The sequence below is a fragment of the Mycolicibacterium palauense genome (assembly GCF_002592005.1).
In the GTDB taxonomy this organism is placed as follows: domain Bacteria; phylum Actinomycetota; class Actinomycetes; order Mycobacteriales; family Mycobacteriaceae; genus Mycobacterium; species Mycobacterium palauense.
Window position 1 is genome coordinate 1 of record NZ_NVQF01000108.1, and the last position, 15382, is coordinate 15382.

Sequence of the window (15382 nt, forward strand, 5' to 3'; positions counted from 1 at the left end):
GCTGCTCTCCGACGCCCTCGCCGCGGCCGACAACCCCGCCCCCGACACTGCCCTCGACGCGTGCGGCGGCGGGGTTGTCGGCCGCGGCGAGGGCCTCGGAGATCATCGCGTCGGGCTCGTTGATGGCCCGCTTGACGCCCGAGGCGATCACCGGTTTGCCCGCGAAGCGGCCGCGGTCCTTGACCCCGACGTCGGTGGCGAAGATGACCGCGTCGGCGGCCGCGATGGTGTCGCTGCTCATCGGTGTGCTGCCCGCGGAGCCCTGGGTCTCGACGGTGAACTCCACCCCGGCCCGCTCGGCGGCCATCTTCAACGAGTCGGCGGCCATGTAGGTGTGCGCGATTCCGGTGGGGCAGGCCGTGATCGCGACGACCGATTTGGGTTTCGCCGGCTCGGCGGGCTCGGCGGGCTCGGCCGCCGGGGATGCCGGGGCCGCCGGGGCTGTGGGCGCGGCGGGGGCCGGGTTGACCACGCCGTCGACGAGCGAGACGACCTCGTCGGCGGAGCCCGCGGCCCGCAGCGAGGCCACGAAGTCCGGCCGCACCAGGGCGCGGGCCAGGCTGGACAGCAGCTTCATGTGTTCGGATCCCGCCCCCTCGGGCGCGGCGATCAGGAAGACCAGATCGGCCGGGCCGTCCGGGGCCCCGAAGTCCACGCCGGGGGAGAGCCGGGCGAAGCCGATGGATGCGGATTCGACGTGGGGGGACCGGCAGTGCGGGATCGCGATCCCACCGGGAAGCCCGGTGGCCGACTGGGCCTCCCGCGCCATCGCGGCGCCGGTCAGCGCGTCGGCGTCGGAGGCCCGGCCGGCGTCCGCGAGCGCCCGGGCCAGTCGCCCGATCACCGCCTCCTTGTCGGTGCCCGCGTCGACGTCGAGCAGGACGATGTCTGCCGTCGTGATGGATGGGGTCGAGTGGGTCATATCAGATACCTTTGCCGGTTGCGGGGGACTCTGTACTTGCTTTGTGGGTACGGGGTTTCACGGTGCGGGGTTTCACGGTGCGGGGGCGATCGGGACGACCCGAACCCCGTCGAGGTCGAGTTGCGCCGGTGTGGGCAGGGCCGACCCGGGCAGTGCCGCGGCGGCGCTGCCGTAGGCGACGGCCATCTGCAGCCGCCGGGGTGCCTCGGCGCCGGCGACGTCGGCGCGGACGTAGCCGGCCAGCGACGAGTCGCCGGCCCCGACGGTGCTGCGCGGAACGATCGGCGGCGGTGTGGCCAGCCATGCGCCGGTGTCGTTGACCAGCACCGCCCCCGCCGCGCCCAGGGTGGCCAGCACGCTGCCGACACCCCGGTCGATCAGGTCGCGGGCCGCCGCGACGACCGGCTCGGGGTCCCCCTCGGCCACCGCGGATTCCAGGTGGGCCGCGGAGACCCCGGCCAGGTCGGCCAGTTCCTCGGCGTTCGGCTTGATCAGATCGGGGGCGGCGCGGCCGAAGGACTCGGCCAGGGCGGCGAGCGGTCCCTCCGAGGTGTCGACGGCGATCCGGCAGTCCAGGTCGCGCAGGTGGGCGACGACGTCGCCGTACCAGCGGTCCGGCACTCCCGGCGGCAGCGAGCCGGACAGCACCACCCAGCTCGCGGTGGCGGCGTGCCGTACCACGCAGTCGGTGAGCGCCTGCAGCGCGGCGGCGTCGAGTTCGGGACCGCGCTCGTTGAGTTTGGTTGTGGTGCCATCATTCTCGGTGATGGCGAGGTTCGTGCGGACGGGGCCGGCGACGGGAACCGGGTGGCACCGGACCGTGGTGGCGCGCAGGGCGGTCAGGAACGGGTCGTTGACCGCCGCGGGCAGCACCGCGACGGCGTCCAGCGCGGCCAGGGTCAGGGCGCGGGCGACGTTGACGCCCTTTCCGCCGGGCTCGGAGGACACCGACCGCACCCGGTGCACCGCACCGCGGGTCAACGGGGTGGCCAGCGTGACCGTGCGGTCGATGCTGGGGTTGGGGGTGACGGTGACGATCATGCGATGACGACCTCCACTCCGGCCTCGGTGAGGGCCGTCCGGGTGTCGGCGGCCAGTTCGGCGTCGGTGACCAGCGCGTCGACGCTGCCGATCGGGGCGAAGCTGACGAAGTCCTCGTGGCCGGCCTTCGAGGAGTCGGCGACCACCACGACGTAGTTGGCGCACGCCACCATCGCGCGCTTGACCGCGGCCTCGTCGGTGTCGGGGGTGGACAGCCCGTGCCCGACGCTGATCCCGTTGGTGCCGATGAAGGCGACGTCGACGCGCAGGGTGTCCAGTACCCGCAGCGTCTGCTCGCCGACCGCCGCCTGGGTCAGCCCGCGGACCCGGCCGCCGAGTAGGTGCAGGCCGATGCCGGGCATGGTCGCGACCCGGGCCGCGATCGGCACCGAGTTGGTGACCACCACCAGGTCCCGGTCGGTGGGCAGCTGGGCGGCGACCCGCGCGGTGGTGGTGCCGGCGTCGAAGAGCACGGTGCCGCCGCTGAGCGGGAAGAACTCCGAGGCGGCGCGCGCGATGGCGTCCTTGAGGTCGGTGCGGGTGCCCTCGCGGGCGGCGACATCGGGTTCCACCGCGTGCAGGGCGGTGGCCGGTACCGCACCTCCGTGCACGCGGCGCAGCACCCCGGCGCGGTCGAGGACGGCGAGGTCCCGGCGCACCGTCTCGGTGGTGACGCCGTAGGTCTCGGCGAGCTCGTTGACCGAGGCGCGCCCGCGGGCCACCACGGTTGAGGCGATGGCGTGTTGACGTTCTTCCGGGTACACCGTGTGGCTCCGTTTATGTGGGTTTGATCGTGACTGGATGTTGATATGTATGGTTTTACGCCTGTTCATGTTGACTTGTCAACGACTTTCTGTAATCTGGTTCACATGAGCTCCTCGCCAGCGTCTGCATCACCCAGCCGATCACCCGCCCGCTCGGGGGCCGTCCTCGCCGGTGTCCCGGTCGTCCCCGGTGTCCGCTACGCGCCGGTGATCCGGCCCGGCCGGACCCCCGTGACGGCCGAGTCCGCGGTCGCCCACGCGGCGCCCGGAATCGGGGAATCCGAGCGGGCCGCCGAGGCCGAGCGGTTCACCTCGGCGGCGGCCGTCGTCGCCGAGCGGCTGCGCGGGCGCGCCGCACACGCCAGCGGGGCGGCCGCGGAGGTGTTGGCCGCCACCGCCCAACTCGCCCAGGACCGGGCCTGGCTGGGTGCCGCCGAGAAGCGGATCAAGGACGGCACCCCGGCGGTGCGCGCCACCGTCGAGGCGGTCGACCAGTTCGTCGACATGTTCACCAAGATGGGTGGCCTGATGGCCGAGCGCGTCACCGACCTGCGCGACATCAGGGACCGGGTGGTCGCCGAACTGAGCGGCCTGCCCGAGCCTGGAGTCCCGGTTCCCGACGAGCCCTCGGTGCTGTGCGCCGAGGATCTCGCGCCCGCCGACACCGCGGGTCTGGATCCCGCACTGATCGTCGGCCTGGCCACCACCCTGGGCGGGCCCACCAGCCACACCGCGATCATCGCCCGCCAGCTCGGCATTCCCTGCGTGGTCGCGGTCCCGGGCCTCGACGAGGTCGAGGCCGGCGCGATGGTCCTGCTGGACGGCACCCACGGCACGGTGGAGGTGACTCCCGAGCCGGCCGGTGCCGCCGCCGCCGTCGAGGCGGCCGAGCGGGCGGCCGCCGCCGCCGCGACGTGGACGGGACCCGGCGCCACCGCCGACGGCCACCCGGTGGCCGTGCTGGCCAACGTCCAGGACGGCGCGGCGGCGCGTGCCGCCGCCGACACCCCGGCCGAGGGGGTGGGGCTGTTCCGGACCGAGCTGTGCTTCCTCAACCGGGAGACCGAGCCCGGGGTCGACGAGCAGGCCGCCATCTACGCCGAGGTGCTCGAGGCGTTCCCGGGGAAGAAGGTCGTCATCCGCACCCTGGACGCGGGTTCGGACAAACCCCTGAGGTTCGTCGGGCACCCGGAGGAGGCCAATCCGGCGCTGGGGGTGCGCGGGGTGCGGATCTCCTGGGGCAACCCGGGCCTGCTCGACCGGCAGCTGGAGGCCATCGCGGTGGCCGCCGAACGCGTCGGCGCCCGGCCCTGGGTGATGGCCCCCATGATCGCGACGCCCGGCGAGGCCCGTGACTTCGGTGACCGGGCCCGGGCCCGCGGACTGACCCCCGGGGTGATGATCGAGGTGCCCGCCGCGGCCCTGCTGGCCGACCGGATCCTCGAACACGTCGAGTTCGTGTCCATCGGCACCAATGACCTGGCCCAGTACACGATGGCGGCCGACCGGATGTCCGCCGAGCTGGCGATGCTGACCGACCCCTGGCAGCCGGCGGTGTTGTCGCTCGTCGGCCTCACCGCCCGCGCCGGTGCCGCGGCCGGAAAGCCGGTGGGAGTCTGCGGCGAGGCCGCCGCCGACCCGCTGCTGGCCTGCGTGCTCGTCGGCCTGGGGGTCACTTCGCTGTCCTCGGCCGCGGCGGCGGTCTCCGGCGTCGGAGCCCGGCTGGCGTCGGCCACGCTGGCGGACTGCCGCCACGCCGCCGAGGCCGTCCTGGACGCCGCGAGCGCGTCGGAGGCGCGGTCGGCGGCACTCGCGGTGCTCGGGGACTGATCATCGGGCCGGGGCTGCGCCGGGAATATTCGGACTTCAGTCCGGTTATTGGGGGTGTCACCCACAACCACCCCGGAGGTGTGCCATGCCCGCCGTCACCGCCGACACCCTGACCCTGCCCCGCATCCCGGCTCCCGCCGCCACCGAGAGCCAGCGGCCGGTCCGGTCCGTGACCACCGGCCCCCGCGGCCTCGAGGGAGAGGGCTTCCCCGTGGTCCGGGCGTTCGCCGGTGTCAGCCCCGCCGAACTGGATCCCTTCATCCATCTGGACCAGATGGGCGAGGTCGAATACGCCCCGGGCGAACCCCGCGGCACCGATTGGCATCCGCACCGCGGATTCGAGACCGTCACCTACATGCTCGACGGCCGATTCGCCCACCAGGACTCCCACGGCGGCGGCGGGCTGATCGGGGACGGCGCCACCCAGTGGATGACCGCGGGGGCGGGCATCCTGCACATCGAGACGCCGCCGGCCGAACTCGTCGCGAGCGGCGGGCTGTTCCACGGGATCCAGTTGTGGGTCAACCTCCCGCGCAGCGACAAGTTCAGCGCGCCGCGGTACCAGTCGATCGAGGGGCCCTCGGTGGGCCTGCTGTCCTCCGCGGACGGTGGAGCGTTGGTGCGGGTGATCGCCGGCGATGTCGCCGGGCAGGCCGGACCCGGACGCACCCACACCCCGATCACCGTGGCGCACGCCACGATCCAACCCGGAGCCCGGCTGGACCTGCCGTGGAACCGCGACTTCAACGCCCTGGTCTACGTGCTCTCCGGGCGCGGTGGCGCCGGCCCGCTGAACCACCCCCTGCACCAGGGTCAGCTCGCGGTGCTGGGCCCTGGGGATCGCGTCACCGTCGCCGCCGACACCCGCCAGGAATCCCGCCACCCGGCGCTGGAGGTACTGCTGCTGGGCGGCCGCCCGATCCGGGAGCCGGTATTCCAGTACGGCCCGTTCGTGATGAACTCCAAGTCCGAAATCATCACGGCTATCGAGGATTTCAACGCCGGACGGTTCGGCAGCGTCCCGCCGGGGGCGCTGCGGCCGGCGCGCCGCGACTAAGTGGACTGCACCGGTGCGGGCCCCGGCTCGGCCGGGGTGGACGGAGCCGGATAGAGCAGCTCGAGCTCGCCCAGGTTGGCGGCGACCGTCACCAGGGGCAGTGCGTCGGCGATCGGATGGGCCGCCTCGCCGGCCTCGGCCCGCAGGGCGATCACGAAGTGCTCGGTGATCGGGGCGGAACCCGGCGCCCGGTCGGTGCGCCCGGCGATGCGGTCGGCGACCAACGTCGCGTGCGCGTCCAGCACGGTGCGGGTCTGCGGATACGAGCCGGGAGAGGGAGCCGCGGGGATGTCGGCGATCAGATCGGCGGCCCCGCGCAGCCGGATCACCCGGTTGGCCCGGCCGATCACCGGTGCGCGTTCGTCGGTGGGGCCGCCGCTCTCGGAAAGATACTGGCGCACCGCGTCATCGAGTGTGCGCGTCACGGTCAGCGCCTGGTGGCTGAGCTCGGTGACCGCCTCGGCCGGGGTGCCCCGGGTGATCCGGGAGACCGCCGTGCGCAGGTAGCGGGCGCCCACCTCGCAGGCCGCGTCCACGGCGGAGGCCACCGCGGTGCGTGAGCCCCGCGGCCACAGCAACAGGGAGACCACCATGCCCACGGCGCCGCCGACGACGATGTCCTCGATCCGGATCAGCCCCACCTTCCACCCGGTCGGGTGGATCAGGTTGAAGACGATCAGCACCAGCATGGTGAAGGCCGCCTGACCGGCGGCGAACGAGGCGATCTCGGGGACGAAGGCCGCCACGAACCCGACGACGGGCAGCATCGCCCACAGGACCACGGGGTCCACGCCGAGAAGCTCGATCAGGACCGCGCCGATGACGAAGCCGACCACGGTGCCCGTCACGGCCCGGACCGCCTTGGTGCCGGTGGTCAACGCGCTGCTGCGCAACACCGACAGCGCCGCCAGCACCACCCAGAAGCCGTGCTGCACCGGGAACAGGTGGGTGACCGCGACGGCGGCGGCCAGGCCCAGCCCGGTGCGCAGGCTGTTGCGGACGATGACCGCGCGGGTGGCCAGGTAGCCCGAGGGGATGTTGGCCATTGCCTGCGTCTCGGAGAGCACCCGCACCGCGGCGCCGGTCTCGGGCAGCTGACGGCCCAGCACCCGGCTGAGTACCGGGCGCTCGTCGGCGGCGGCCGCCCCGGCGATGACCCGGCCGGTGGCCCCCACCGTCGCGCCGAAGGTACGGCTGATCAGGAGGCGCTCACCGACCCGGACGGCGGCGGCATCGGAGTCCTCGCGCAGGATCTCGGCGATGTCCTCCCGGTAGCGGCCCTGGGCCACCGACCGCAGCTCCGCGATGGCCCCGTCGAGTTCGGCGCGGGCCGGGGCGCGGTCGGCCACCCGCACGATGCGCAGCAGTCGGGCACAGGCGCGCAGCACGCGCACCGAGGGCGCGGCCATCACCCCGAGGGTGTCGGCGGTCTTGCCGCTGACCTGGTCGCACAGCCAGCCCACGTCGTCGACCACTCGCACCAGGGCGCGGCTGCCGGCGGTGAGGCCCACCGGGCGGTAGTCGCTGTCGAGGAAGGTGGCGTAGAGGGCGTTCATGGCGGCGGTGACGTCGCGGGCCGAGGCCCTGCCCTGCAGCCGGTGCGCCAGCACCGCGCACACCTCGGCGGCGTGCCGGCGCAGTTCGTCGTGGTGGCGGGGCGGGAAGAGGAACAGGGCCGCGGGGATGCACACCACCAGCGCGATCGACCACCCCAGCAGCCGCTCGTCGATCGGGCCGACCGGAGTGCAGGCGGGCAGCACGAACGTCAGCAGGGTGGGGCGGCGCGCGGCGGCCAGCGCGCTGCTGAGCACACCGGCGAAGGTGACACCGAAGCCCAGGACGAACATGAGCAGCACCGACAGCCACGGGTGCGGCGCCACCAGGGTGCCCAGCGTGATCATCCCCGCCCCGACCAGAGCCAGCACGACGTATGCCACCGCACGCCCGGAACGGTTGCCGGGGAAGTCCACCATGACCAGCAGGGCGATCGAGCCGAACGTGGCGAACAGGGGGGTCTGACCGCCGCCGAAGGCGAAACCGATCCCGGCCGCGACCGGGATGACGAGGGCGGCGCGGGCGGCCCGGCGCAGCGCGTCCAGTTCGGGGTCGCGCGACTCGAGCCAGTCGAGGGCGCGGCGCAGCAGCGCCACCGGTCCGGACCGGGAAGGCCGCCGGGCCCGGGCCCGGGTCATCGGAGCGGGCACAGGTCGGGCCTAGGTCGAGGCGTCATCGGGCACCGTGGCGAACCGCCCGGAGTCCAGTGCCTCCAGTAACTGGCCGACGATCCATTCCAGGCCGTCGGTGTCCGGGGGCAGCATCGCCTGCTCGTAGCCCACCAGCAGGTAGACCGCCCAGTTGGCGAACAGCTGCGCCTGCCGGGCATTGCCGAGCAGTTCAACCGCCGAATCGCGCAGCAGCTGATAGCGCTGCAGGTCGATTTCCCGCTGGGCGGCGGCCACCGTCGGGTCCATCGAGCTCCACGCGCGGATGGCCGCGTCGGCGCCGTGCGGCAGCGACAGGCCGACCTGGATGGTGGCGTCGATGCGGCGGCGCGGGTCGGGCTCGGCCCGCAGCTGCTGGACGCGCCCCACGGTCAGGCCCTTGAACCAGTGGTCGACCAGTTCCTTCGTGTAGGCCGACCAGTTCGCGAAGTAGTGGTAGAAGGACCCCGTCGTGACCCCCAGCCGCCCGCACAGCTCGGCGAGTTTGAGGCCGCCGAACCCCGCCTCGGCGAGGATTTCGAGGCCCGCCTCGAAATACACCTCACGGTGCGAAACGGTCGGCATGACTCAGCACAGTAATTCGGTCTTGGCCTGCGGTCACCCACCGGCCCGCCCGATTGACGAGCCGGCAAATAAGGGCGTGTTCGCCGGTCGGTCCTGCGGAATTCGTCGCCGATCCGCGGCGCCGGGAGGCGTGTTCCGCTCGCCGGCAACGGCGCCCGCGGGCGGTGCCGCGCCGGCGGATCCGTGGTCGGACCACTCGCGGGTACGTTCCGGTACCCGATCGGGGGCGCCAAAACCGCACGTCAGATCGGGCCCGGTGGGAGTCCGGGGATTCCCGGTGTGGGTGAACCGGGGTCCCCCCGCCACATTGATGTGGCACACTATGGATCGTGCCGCACACCGCCAGCCGGGGTCCGGGTCGCCCTCCCGCAGCCAAGGCTGCGGACACCCGCGAACGCATCCTTCGCGCTGCGCGCGAGGTTTTCAGCGAACTCGGCTACGACGCGGCCACCTTCCAGGCCATCGCAGTCCGCGCCGACCTGACGCGCCCGGCGATCAATCACTACTTCACCAACAAGCGCGCGCTCTACACCGAGCTCGTCGAGCAGACCAACGCGCGGGTGGCCAAGGTCGGTGCCGAGCGGGCCCGAACCGCGCCCACGCTGGTGGACCGGTTGGGCTGCTATATCGCCTCCACCATCCAGGCCGACGACCAGGACCGCTCCGCGGCCGCCTTCCTGGTGACCTCGGTGCTCGAATCCCAGCGCCATCCCGAGTTGCGGCAGGGCAACAACGACTCGCTGGAGAACTCGCGCGCGTTCGTCACCTGGGCGGTCCGGGAGGCCATCGACGCCGGGGAGCTCGCGACGGGCACCGATGTGCGTGCTCTGGTCGAGATGCTGGTGGCGGTGCTGTGGGGAATGGGGTTCTACGCCGGGTTCGTCGGCGACAACGGCGACATGAAGAACGTCACCACGGCATTGCGTTCGCTGCTCGAGCAACGGCTGTGGACGCTGGCCCCGGGCCGTGGCGGGAACGCAGCGCTCGCATAGGTCGGCTAAGTTGTTGGGTAGCATGGTGTCCCAGCCCAGCCCGGCACGAGGTCTTGAGCCCGAAGTCTTGAGAGGGACAACCCATGAGCAGTCTGCGTACCGACGACGACACCTGGGACATCGCGACCAGCGTGGGCAGCACCGCGGCGATGGTGGCCGCCGCCCGCGCCGCCGAGACCGCATCCGCACAGCCGCTGATCGACGACCCCTACGCCAGGATCCTCGTCGACGGTGTGGGCGGCGGTTCCTGGAGCTACATGCTGGAGGACTCGGTCTTCGAGCGGCTGGAGAAGATCGATCCCGAGGTCGCGGTGATCTTCACCCACATGCTCGGCTACCAGGCCGTCCGCACCCATTTCTTCGACGCCTACTTCGCCGGGGCCGTGTCCGCCGGCATCCGGCAGGTGGTCATCCTGGCCTCCGGACTGGACTCGCGGGCCTACCGGTTGACGTGGCCCGAGGGCACCGTCGTCTTCGAGATCGATCAGCCCAAGGTGCTCGAGTACAAGAGCACCACGCTGGCCGCCCACGGCGCCGAACCGGCGGCGGTCCGCCACGAAGTGCCCGTCGACCTGCGTTTCGACTGGCCCGCCGTGCTCCTCGCGCAGGGTTTCGATCCGGCGAAACCCACCGCCTGGCTGGCCGAGGGACTGCTGATGTACCTGCCCGCCGAGGCCCAGGACCGGCTCTTCGAGACCGTGACCGGCCTGTCGGCGCCGGGCAGTCGCCTCGCCGCCGAGACCGCCGGCAACCACTCCGAGGATCGCCGGGAGGAGATGCGCGAGCGGTTCGCCCGGGTCGCCGACGAATTCGGTATCGAGCAGACCGTCGACGTCTCCGACCTGATCTACCACGACCCCGAGCGTGCCGACGTCGCCGAATGGCTGGCCGCGCACGGCTGGACCAGCACGTCGGTCAGGTCCACCGACGAGATGCGCCGGCTGGGCCGCTACACCCTCGACGCGGCACCCGACGTCCCGGCCGACATCCGGGCCGATGACGCGTTCTCCGAGTTCGTGGTGGCGACCAGGGACTGACCGGGCGCGCGCGGCGGCGCTTCGACTGTCCCGAACGGCCGTCCCCGGCTCCCCCGGATGAGGCCTATGGCCAAGCCAACCGGTTGGTTAGGATCGGGTATTCCAAGGGTCAGGAAGGGACAACCATGACCACCGATTACGTCGCACCGGTCTCCGCCGCCGAACGCTCGCTCGACATCCCCGACCTGGTTGCGGGTGTACGCGCCGCCTTCGCCTCGGGACGCACCCGCCCCGTCGAATGGCGGCGCACCCAGCTGCACGCGCTGGAGAGGCTGATGACCGAGAACGAGGGCGCCATCGCCACCGCGCTGGCCCAGGACCTGGGCCGCAAACCGTTCGAGGCCTGGCTGGCCGATATCGCCAGCACCGCCTCCGAGGCGCACGACGCGGCCAAGAACGTCGGAAAGTGGATGCGCCGCAAGCACCGCCGACTGGAGCTGTCCCAGCTCCCCGGCCGCGGCTGGGTGGAGTACGAGCCGTACGGCACGGTGCTGGTGATCGGGGCGTGGAACTTCCCGTTCGCCCTGACGCTGGGCCCGGCCGTGGGCGCCATCGCGGCCGGCAACGCGGTGGTTCTCAAACCCTCCGAGGTGTCGCCGGCCTCCTCGGCGCTGATGGCCGAGCTGGTGCCCAAGTACCTGGACAACGAGGCGATCAAGGTCGTCGAGGGCGACGGCGCGGTGAGTCAGGAGCTGATCGCGCAGGGATTCGACCGGCTCTGTTTCACCGGCGGTACCGAGATCGGCCGCAAGGTGTATGAGAGCGCGGCGACCCACCTGACCCCGGTGACCCTCGAGCTGGGCGGCAAGAGCCCGGTCATCGTCGCCGCTGACGCCGACGTCGCGGTCGCGGCCAAACGGATCGCCTGGACCAAACTGATCAACTCGGGCCAGATCTGTATCGCCCCCGACTACGTGCTCGCCGACGCGAAGATCCGCGACGAACTGGTCACCAGGATGGGTGAGGCGGTTGCGAAGTTCGAGTCCGACTCTCCCGGGGGCAAGCCGATCGTCAACGAACGCCACTTCGAGCGGCTGACCGCCGCGCTGGCCGCGACGAAGGGACGGGTGGCCGTCGGTGGCGGCTCGGACGCCACGACACTGCGGATCGATCCGACCGTCGTCGTGGACCCCGATCTCGACGAGCCGCTGATGAGCGACGAGATCTTCGGCCCCATCCTGCCGGTGGTGACCGTCGGATCCGTCGACGAGGCAATCGAATTCGTCAATGCGCGACCCAAGCCGCTGGCGGCTTACCTGTTCACCAGGTCCAAGACCGTCCGCGAGCGGGTGATCCGGCAGGTGGCCGCCGGCGGCATGCTGATCAACCACCTGCTCTTCCACTTCGCCACCACCAAACTGCCCTTCGGCGGTGTCGGTCCGTCCGGGATGGGCGGGTATCACGGCCGGTGGGGTTTCGAGGAGTTCAGCCACCGCAAGTCGGTGCTGACCAAGCCGACCCGACCCGACTTAACGGCCCTGATCTACCCCCCGTATACAGAGAAGGCATGGAAGCTGGCGCGGCGCCTGTTCTGAGGAGGGTGTCGCGCGGGCGCGTCGACATTGGGATCGACATTGGGATCGACATTGGTATCGACATTGGTGAGGAAGGAAGCTAGATGCCCGGAGTGCAGGACCGTGTCGTCGTCGTCACCGGAGCCGGTGGCGGGTTGGGCCGTGAATACGCGCTGACGTTGGCCAAAGAGGGCGCGTGCGTGGTGGTCAACGACCTCGGTGGTGCCCGCGACGGCACCGGTGCGGGGTCGGCGATGGCCGATCAGGTGGTCACCGAGATCAAGGACGCCGGTGGCCGCGCGGTGGCCAACTACGACAGCGTCGCGGAGCCCGAGGGGGCGGAGGGCATCGTCAAGACCGCCCTCGACGAGTTCGGCAAGATCGACGGCATCGTCAGCAACGCCGGCATCCTGCGCGACGGCACCTTCCACAAGATGACCTTCGAGAACTGGGACGCGGTGCTCAAGGTCCACCTCTACGGCGGTTTCAACGTGATCCGCGCGGCCTGGCCGCACTTCCGTGAACAGAGCTACGGCCGCGTCGTCGTGGCCACCTCCACCAGCGGTCTGTTCGGCAACTTCGGTCAGGCCAACTACGGCGCCGCCAAGCTGGGCCTGGTGGGCCTGATCAACACGCTGGCCCAGGAAGGTGCCAAGTACAACATCAAGACCAACGCGCTGGCCCCCATCGCGGCCACCCGGATGACCGAGGACATCCTGCCGCCCGAGGTGCTGAAGAACCTGACCCCGGAGTTCGTCGCCCCGGTGATGGCCTACCTGTGCACCGAGGAGGTGCCCGACACCGGCTCGATCTTCATCGTCGGCGGCGGCAAGGTGCAGCGCACCGCGCTGTTCCAGAACGAGGGTGTGACCTTCACCGCGCCGCCGTCGGTCGACGACGTCGCATCCCGGTGGACGGAGATCGACGATCTGTCGGCCGCCCAGCAGGCGACCTTCAACCTGCGCTGATCCCGGCCGGGACCGCTTCATGAAAGCCTGTGTCGTACAGGAGCTCACCGGCCCGTCGGGCATGTCCTACACGGACGTGCCCGACGTGTCGGCGGGCGCCGAGAACATCCTCGTCGACGTCCGGGCGGCCGGTGTCTGCTTCCCGGATCTGCTGCTGACCAAGGGGGAGTACCAGCTGCGCCTGGACCCGCCGTTCGTGCCGGGAATGGAAGTGGCCGGTGTGGTGGCCGCCGCCCCGGCCGGATCGGGATTCGCCGTCGGCGATCGGGTTTCGGCCTCGACCATGCTGGGCGGCTACGCCGAGCGGGTGGCGGTGCCGGCGGCCGGCGTGCTGCCCAGCCCCGCCGAACTCGACGACGCCGAGGCGGTGTCGCTGCTGGTCAACTACAACACGATGTACTTCGCCTACACCCGCCGCGCCGCCCTGCAACCGGGTGAGACCGTGCTGGTGCTCGGCTCCGCCGGCGGGGTGGGTACCGCGGCCATCCAGATCGCCGCGGCGATGGGGGCCCGCGTCATCGCCGTGGTGCACCGCGCGGCCGCCATGGATTTCGTCGGCTCGCTGGGGCCGGACGCGGTGATCCCGATGACCGAGGGCTGGGCCGCGGCGGTGCGGGAGGCCACCGGTGGGCGCGGCGTGGACGTCGTGGTCGACCCGGTGGGCGGCACGGCCTTCGATGACGCGGTGCGCACCCTGGCCACCGACGGGCGGCTGCTGGTCATCGGGTTCGCCGCCGGGGGCATCCCCACCGTCAAGGTCAACCGGCTGCTGCTGCGCAACATCGGGGTGCTCGGTGTGGCCTACGGCGAATACATCAGCCGCGATCCCGCCTCGGCCCGGGTCTTCTCGGACGGGCTGGCCGAACTGGTGGCAGCGGGATTGAAACCGCCTCCGCCGCAGAGATATCCGCTGTCCGAGGGGAGTGCCGCACTGCAGGCGCTCGCCGACGGGGCGGTGTTCGGGAAGGTCGTGCTCGAGCCCTGATGGGCGTGCTCGGGACCGCCCTGGTCGCCCTGGCGATCGCCGTGGGCCTGGTGGGCATCATCGTGCCGATCCTGCCCGGTGGCCTGCTGGTGTTCTCCGCGATCGCGGTGTGGGCGATCGCGGAGAAGACACCGGCGGCGTGGGTGACGCTGGGCGTGGCCGCCGCGCTGTTCCTGCTCGCCGAGGTGATCAAGTACGCCTGGCCGGTGCGCCGGATGCGAAGGGCCGACGTGCGAACCTCCATCCTGGTGGTCGGCGGGGTCTGCGGCGTCGTCGGCTTCTTCGTGATCCCCGTCATCGGTCTGCTGATCGGGTTCGTGGCCGGGGTCTTCGTCGCCGAACTGGCGCTGCGCCGCGACGTCACCCGGGCCTGGGTGTCCACCTGGCACGCGCTGAAGGGGGTGGCGCTCTCGGTGGGGGTGGAGTTCACCGGAGCCCTGCTGGCCGCGGTGCTGTGGGTGTGCGCGGTGGTGTTCTGGACCTAACCCGACGGTCTGGCCCGCTCGGCCGGGCTCAACCCAGCAGGGCGGAGCGCAGCCCGCGCACGGTGTCGTCGTCGATGCCCGCCGCCCGCAGATAGCCCTGCAGCGAACCGAATTCGCGCTCGACCACCTGCAGCGCGCAGCTCAGATACTCCTCGCGCACCCCGAGGACGTCGTCGGAGAGCCGCGTCTCGGTGAACTCGGCGGCCTCGGCGGGCATGTTCCCGTCGAAGCGCCTGCTGATCATCTCCATGACCTGCACCCGCAGCTGGGGCACCGCGGCATTGCTGCGCAGGTAGTCGCTCATCACGGCGTCGCGGTCGACACCGGCGGCGCCGAGGACGACCGCCACCCCGAATCCCGTGCGGTCCTTACCGGCGAAGCAGTGGGTCAGCACCGTGGCGCCCCTGCTCAGCAATGTCACCATCCGGTGCACGGCCCGCGAGGCGCCGGGGGCGGTGGCGAAGCGGGTGTATTCCTCGGACATATAGCGTTTGGCGGCATCGACGGTCGATTCGGCGTCGGGCTTCTCGGTCATCAGCCGCCGGAAGGCGTGTTCGTGGGGCGCCTCACCGTCCACGGCGGCCACGACGTCGACGAACGGCAGCAGGTGCACGTCCACCCCGCCGGGGACCAGGTCGGCGCCGTGGCGCTCCACCTCGCGGGCCGAACGCAGATCGGCCACGTCGGTGACCCGCAGGTCGCGGAGCTGGTCGATTCCGGTGTCGTCGAGCCGGGTCAGCTCGCCCGAACGGAACAGCAGCCCGGGCCGGATGGCGCCGCCGGTCGACTCGGCGACGTCGCGGAAGTTCCACGCCCCGGACAGGTGCCCGGTGGGCGGCTCGTCGGGCGCGCTCACTTCTGTGTCACCGCTGCGGCCAGGGCGCCCTTGTCCCGGCCGATCTCGGTGCGCGCGATGGTGCGCAGATGCACCTCGTCGGGCCCGTCGAAGATCCGCATCGCCCGCTGCCAGCCGTACATCCGCGCCAGCGGGGTGTCGTCGC

Annotated in this window: 15 protein-coding genes; 8 read left to right on the forward strand and 7 right to left on the reverse strand. The window is 71.8% G+C overall.

The window, feature by feature from the left end:
- From CSR00_RS26650 to CSR00_RS26660, 3 genes are all read right to left on the reverse strand, one after another.
- Nucleotides 1-922: fructose PTS transporter subunit IIA (locus CSR00_RS26650; protein WP_176562279.1), on the reverse strand; the 922-nt coding region annotated here is incomplete at its 3' end.
- 72 nt (nucleotides 923-994) lie between these two features.
- The gene (gene pfkB, locus CSR00_RS26655; RefSeq protein WP_099025411.1) at nucleotides 995-1963 is read right to left on the reverse strand and encodes a 1-phosphofructokinase; all 969 of its coding nucleotides are present in this window, start codon (nucleotides 1961-1963) and stop codon (nucleotides 995-997) included.
- Nucleotides 1960-2727: a DeoR/GlpR family DNA-binding transcription regulator gene (locus CSR00_RS26660; RefSeq protein WP_099025412.1), complete on the reverse strand. Its 768-nt coding sequence runs from the start codon at nucleotides 2725-2727 to the stop codon at nucleotides 1960-1962. The genes pfkB and CSR00_RS26660 overlap by 4 nt, the downstream gene beginning before the upstream one ends.
- Nucleotides 2728-2772: 45 nt before the next feature.
- On the opposite strand from CSR00_RS26660, the gene CSR00_RS26665 reads away from it, so the two are divergent.
- Both CSR00_RS26665 and CSR00_RS26670 read left to right on the forward strand, forming a co-directional pair.
- The gene (locus CSR00_RS26665) at nucleotides 2773-4557 is read left to right on the forward strand and encodes a phosphoenolpyruvate--protein phosphotransferase (protein WP_099025413.1); all 1785 of its coding nucleotides are present in this window, start codon (nucleotides 2773-2775) and stop codon (nucleotides 4555-4557) included.
- A gap of 85 nt (nucleotides 4558-4642) precedes the next feature.
- Nucleotides 4643-5614, forward strand: a complete 972-nt coding sequence (locus CSR00_RS26670) for a pirin family protein (RefSeq protein WP_099025414.1) — start codon at nucleotides 4643-4645, stop codon at nucleotides 5612-5614.
- On the opposite strand, the gene CSR00_RS26675 is transcribed toward CSR00_RS26670, so the two are convergent.
- Nucleotides 5611-7806 (reverse strand): FUSC family protein, encoded by a 2196-nt coding sequence (locus tag CSR00_RS26675; protein WP_099025415.1) that lies wholly within the window; start codon nucleotides 7804-7806, stop codon nucleotides 5611-5613. The two genes, CSR00_RS26670 and CSR00_RS26675, sit on opposite strands and share 4 nt — an antisense overlap.
- Nucleotides 7807-7827: 21 nt before the next feature.
- Nucleotides 7828-8400 carry a TetR/AcrR family transcriptional regulator gene (locus tag CSR00_RS26680; RefSeq protein ID WP_099025416.1) on the reverse strand — a complete coding sequence of 191 codons (573 nt, stop codon included), beginning with the start codon at nucleotides 8398-8400 and terminating at the stop codon, nucleotides 7828-7830.
- Between the two features lie 329 nt (nucleotides 8401-8729).
- Here CSR00_RS26680 and CSR00_RS26685 point away from each other — a divergent pair, with 329 nt between their 5' ends.
- The 6 genes from CSR00_RS26685 to CSR00_RS26710 all read left to right on the forward strand — a co-directional run bounded on the left by CSR00_RS26685 (nucleotide 8730) and on the right by CSR00_RS26710 (nucleotide 14381).
- Entirely contained in the window at nucleotides 8730-9392 is a 663-nt protein-coding gene (locus CSR00_RS26685) for a TetR/AcrR family transcriptional regulator (protein ID WP_099025417.1), read from the forward strand.
- Nucleotides 9393-9475: 83 nt separating this feature from the next.
- Nucleotides 9476-10429 (forward strand): class I SAM-dependent methyltransferase, encoded by a 954-nt coding sequence (locus CSR00_RS26690; RefSeq protein WP_099025418.1) that lies wholly within the window; start codon nucleotides 9476-9478, stop codon nucleotides 10427-10429.
- A gap of 125 nt (nucleotides 10430-10554) precedes the next feature.
- Entirely contained in the window at nucleotides 10555-11964 is a 1410-nt protein-coding gene (locus CSR00_RS26695; protein WP_099025419.1) for an aldehyde dehydrogenase family protein, read from the forward strand.
- 83 nt (nucleotides 11965-12047) lie between these two features.
- Nucleotides 12048-12911 (forward strand): SDR family oxidoreductase, encoded by an 864-nt coding sequence (locus CSR00_RS26700; protein WP_099025420.1) that lies wholly within the window; start codon nucleotides 12048-12050, stop codon nucleotides 12909-12911.
- A 19-nt stretch (nucleotides 12912-12930) separates the two neighbouring features.
- Nucleotides 12931-13896 (forward strand): NADPH:quinone oxidoreductase family protein, encoded by a 966-nt coding sequence (locus CSR00_RS26705; protein ID WP_099025421.1) that lies wholly within the window; start codon nucleotides 12931-12933, stop codon nucleotides 13894-13896.
- A complete protein-coding gene (locus tag CSR00_RS26710) occupies nucleotides 13896-14381 on the forward strand; it encodes a DUF456 domain-containing protein (RefSeq protein WP_099025422.1) in 486 nt (161 codons plus the stop codon). Before CSR00_RS26705 ends, CSR00_RS26710 begins: the two co-directional genes overlap by 1 nt.
- 28 nt (nucleotides 14382-14409) lie before the next feature.
- Here the strand turns inward: CSR00_RS26710 and CSR00_RS26715 are convergent, their stop codons facing one another.
- Both CSR00_RS26715 and CSR00_RS26720 read right to left on the reverse strand, forming a co-directional pair.
- Nucleotides 14410-15237 (reverse strand): tyrosine-protein phosphatase, encoded by an 828-nt coding sequence (locus tag CSR00_RS26715; protein WP_245906592.1) that lies wholly within the window; start codon nucleotides 15235-15237, stop codon nucleotides 14410-14412.
- Nucleotides 15234-15382, reverse strand: a 149-nt coding sequence (locus CSR00_RS26720; RefSeq protein ID WP_281259761.1) for an acyl-CoA dehydrogenase family protein, incomplete at its 5' end; no start/stop codon positions are given. The genes CSR00_RS26715 and CSR00_RS26720, both read right to left, overlap by 4 nt.

What these genes read in the sequence shown, in the direction of transcription:
- pfkB (WP_099025411.1), bottom strand. Translation starts at nt 1,963, where the DNA reads ATGATCGTCACCGTCACCCCCAACCCCAGCATCGACCGCACGGTCACG.
- CSR00_RS26695 (WP_099025419.1), top strand. Translation starts at nt 10,555, where the DNA reads ATGACCACCGATTACGTCGCACCGGTCTCCGCCGCCGAACGCTCGCTC.
- CSR00_RS26680 (WP_099025416.1), bottom strand. Translation starts at nt 8,400, where the DNA reads ATGCCGACCGTTTCGCACCGTGAGGTGTATTTCGAGGCGGGCCTCGAA.
- CSR00_RS26665 (WP_099025413.1), top strand. Translation starts at nt 2,773, where the DNA reads ATGTATGGTTTTACGCCTGTTCATGTTGACTTGTCAACGACTTTCTGT.
- CSR00_RS26670 (WP_099025414.1), top strand. Translation starts at nt 4,643, where the DNA reads ATGCCCGCCGTCACCGCCGACACCCTGACCCTGCCCCGCATCCCGGCT.
- CSR00_RS26710 (WP_099025422.1), top strand. Translation starts at nt 13,896, where the DNA reads ATGGGCGTGCTCGGGACCGCCCTGGTCGCCCTGGCGATCGCCGTGGGC.
- CSR00_RS26700 (WP_099025420.1), top strand. Translation starts at nt 12,048, where the DNA reads ATGCCCGGAGTGCAGGACCGTGTCGTCGTCGTCACCGGAGCCGGTGGC.
- CSR00_RS26690 (WP_099025418.1), top strand. Translation starts at nt 9,476, where the DNA reads ATGAGCAGTCTGCGTACCGACGACGACACCTGGGACATCGCGACCAGC.
- CSR00_RS26705 (WP_099025421.1), top strand. Translation starts at nt 12,931, where the DNA reads ATGAAAGCCTGTGTCGTACAGGAGCTCACCGGCCCGTCGGGCATGTCC.
- CSR00_RS26675 (WP_099025415.1), bottom strand. Translation starts at nt 7,806, where the DNA reads ATGACCCGGGCCCGGGCCCGGCGGCCTTCCCGGTCCGGACCGGTGGCG.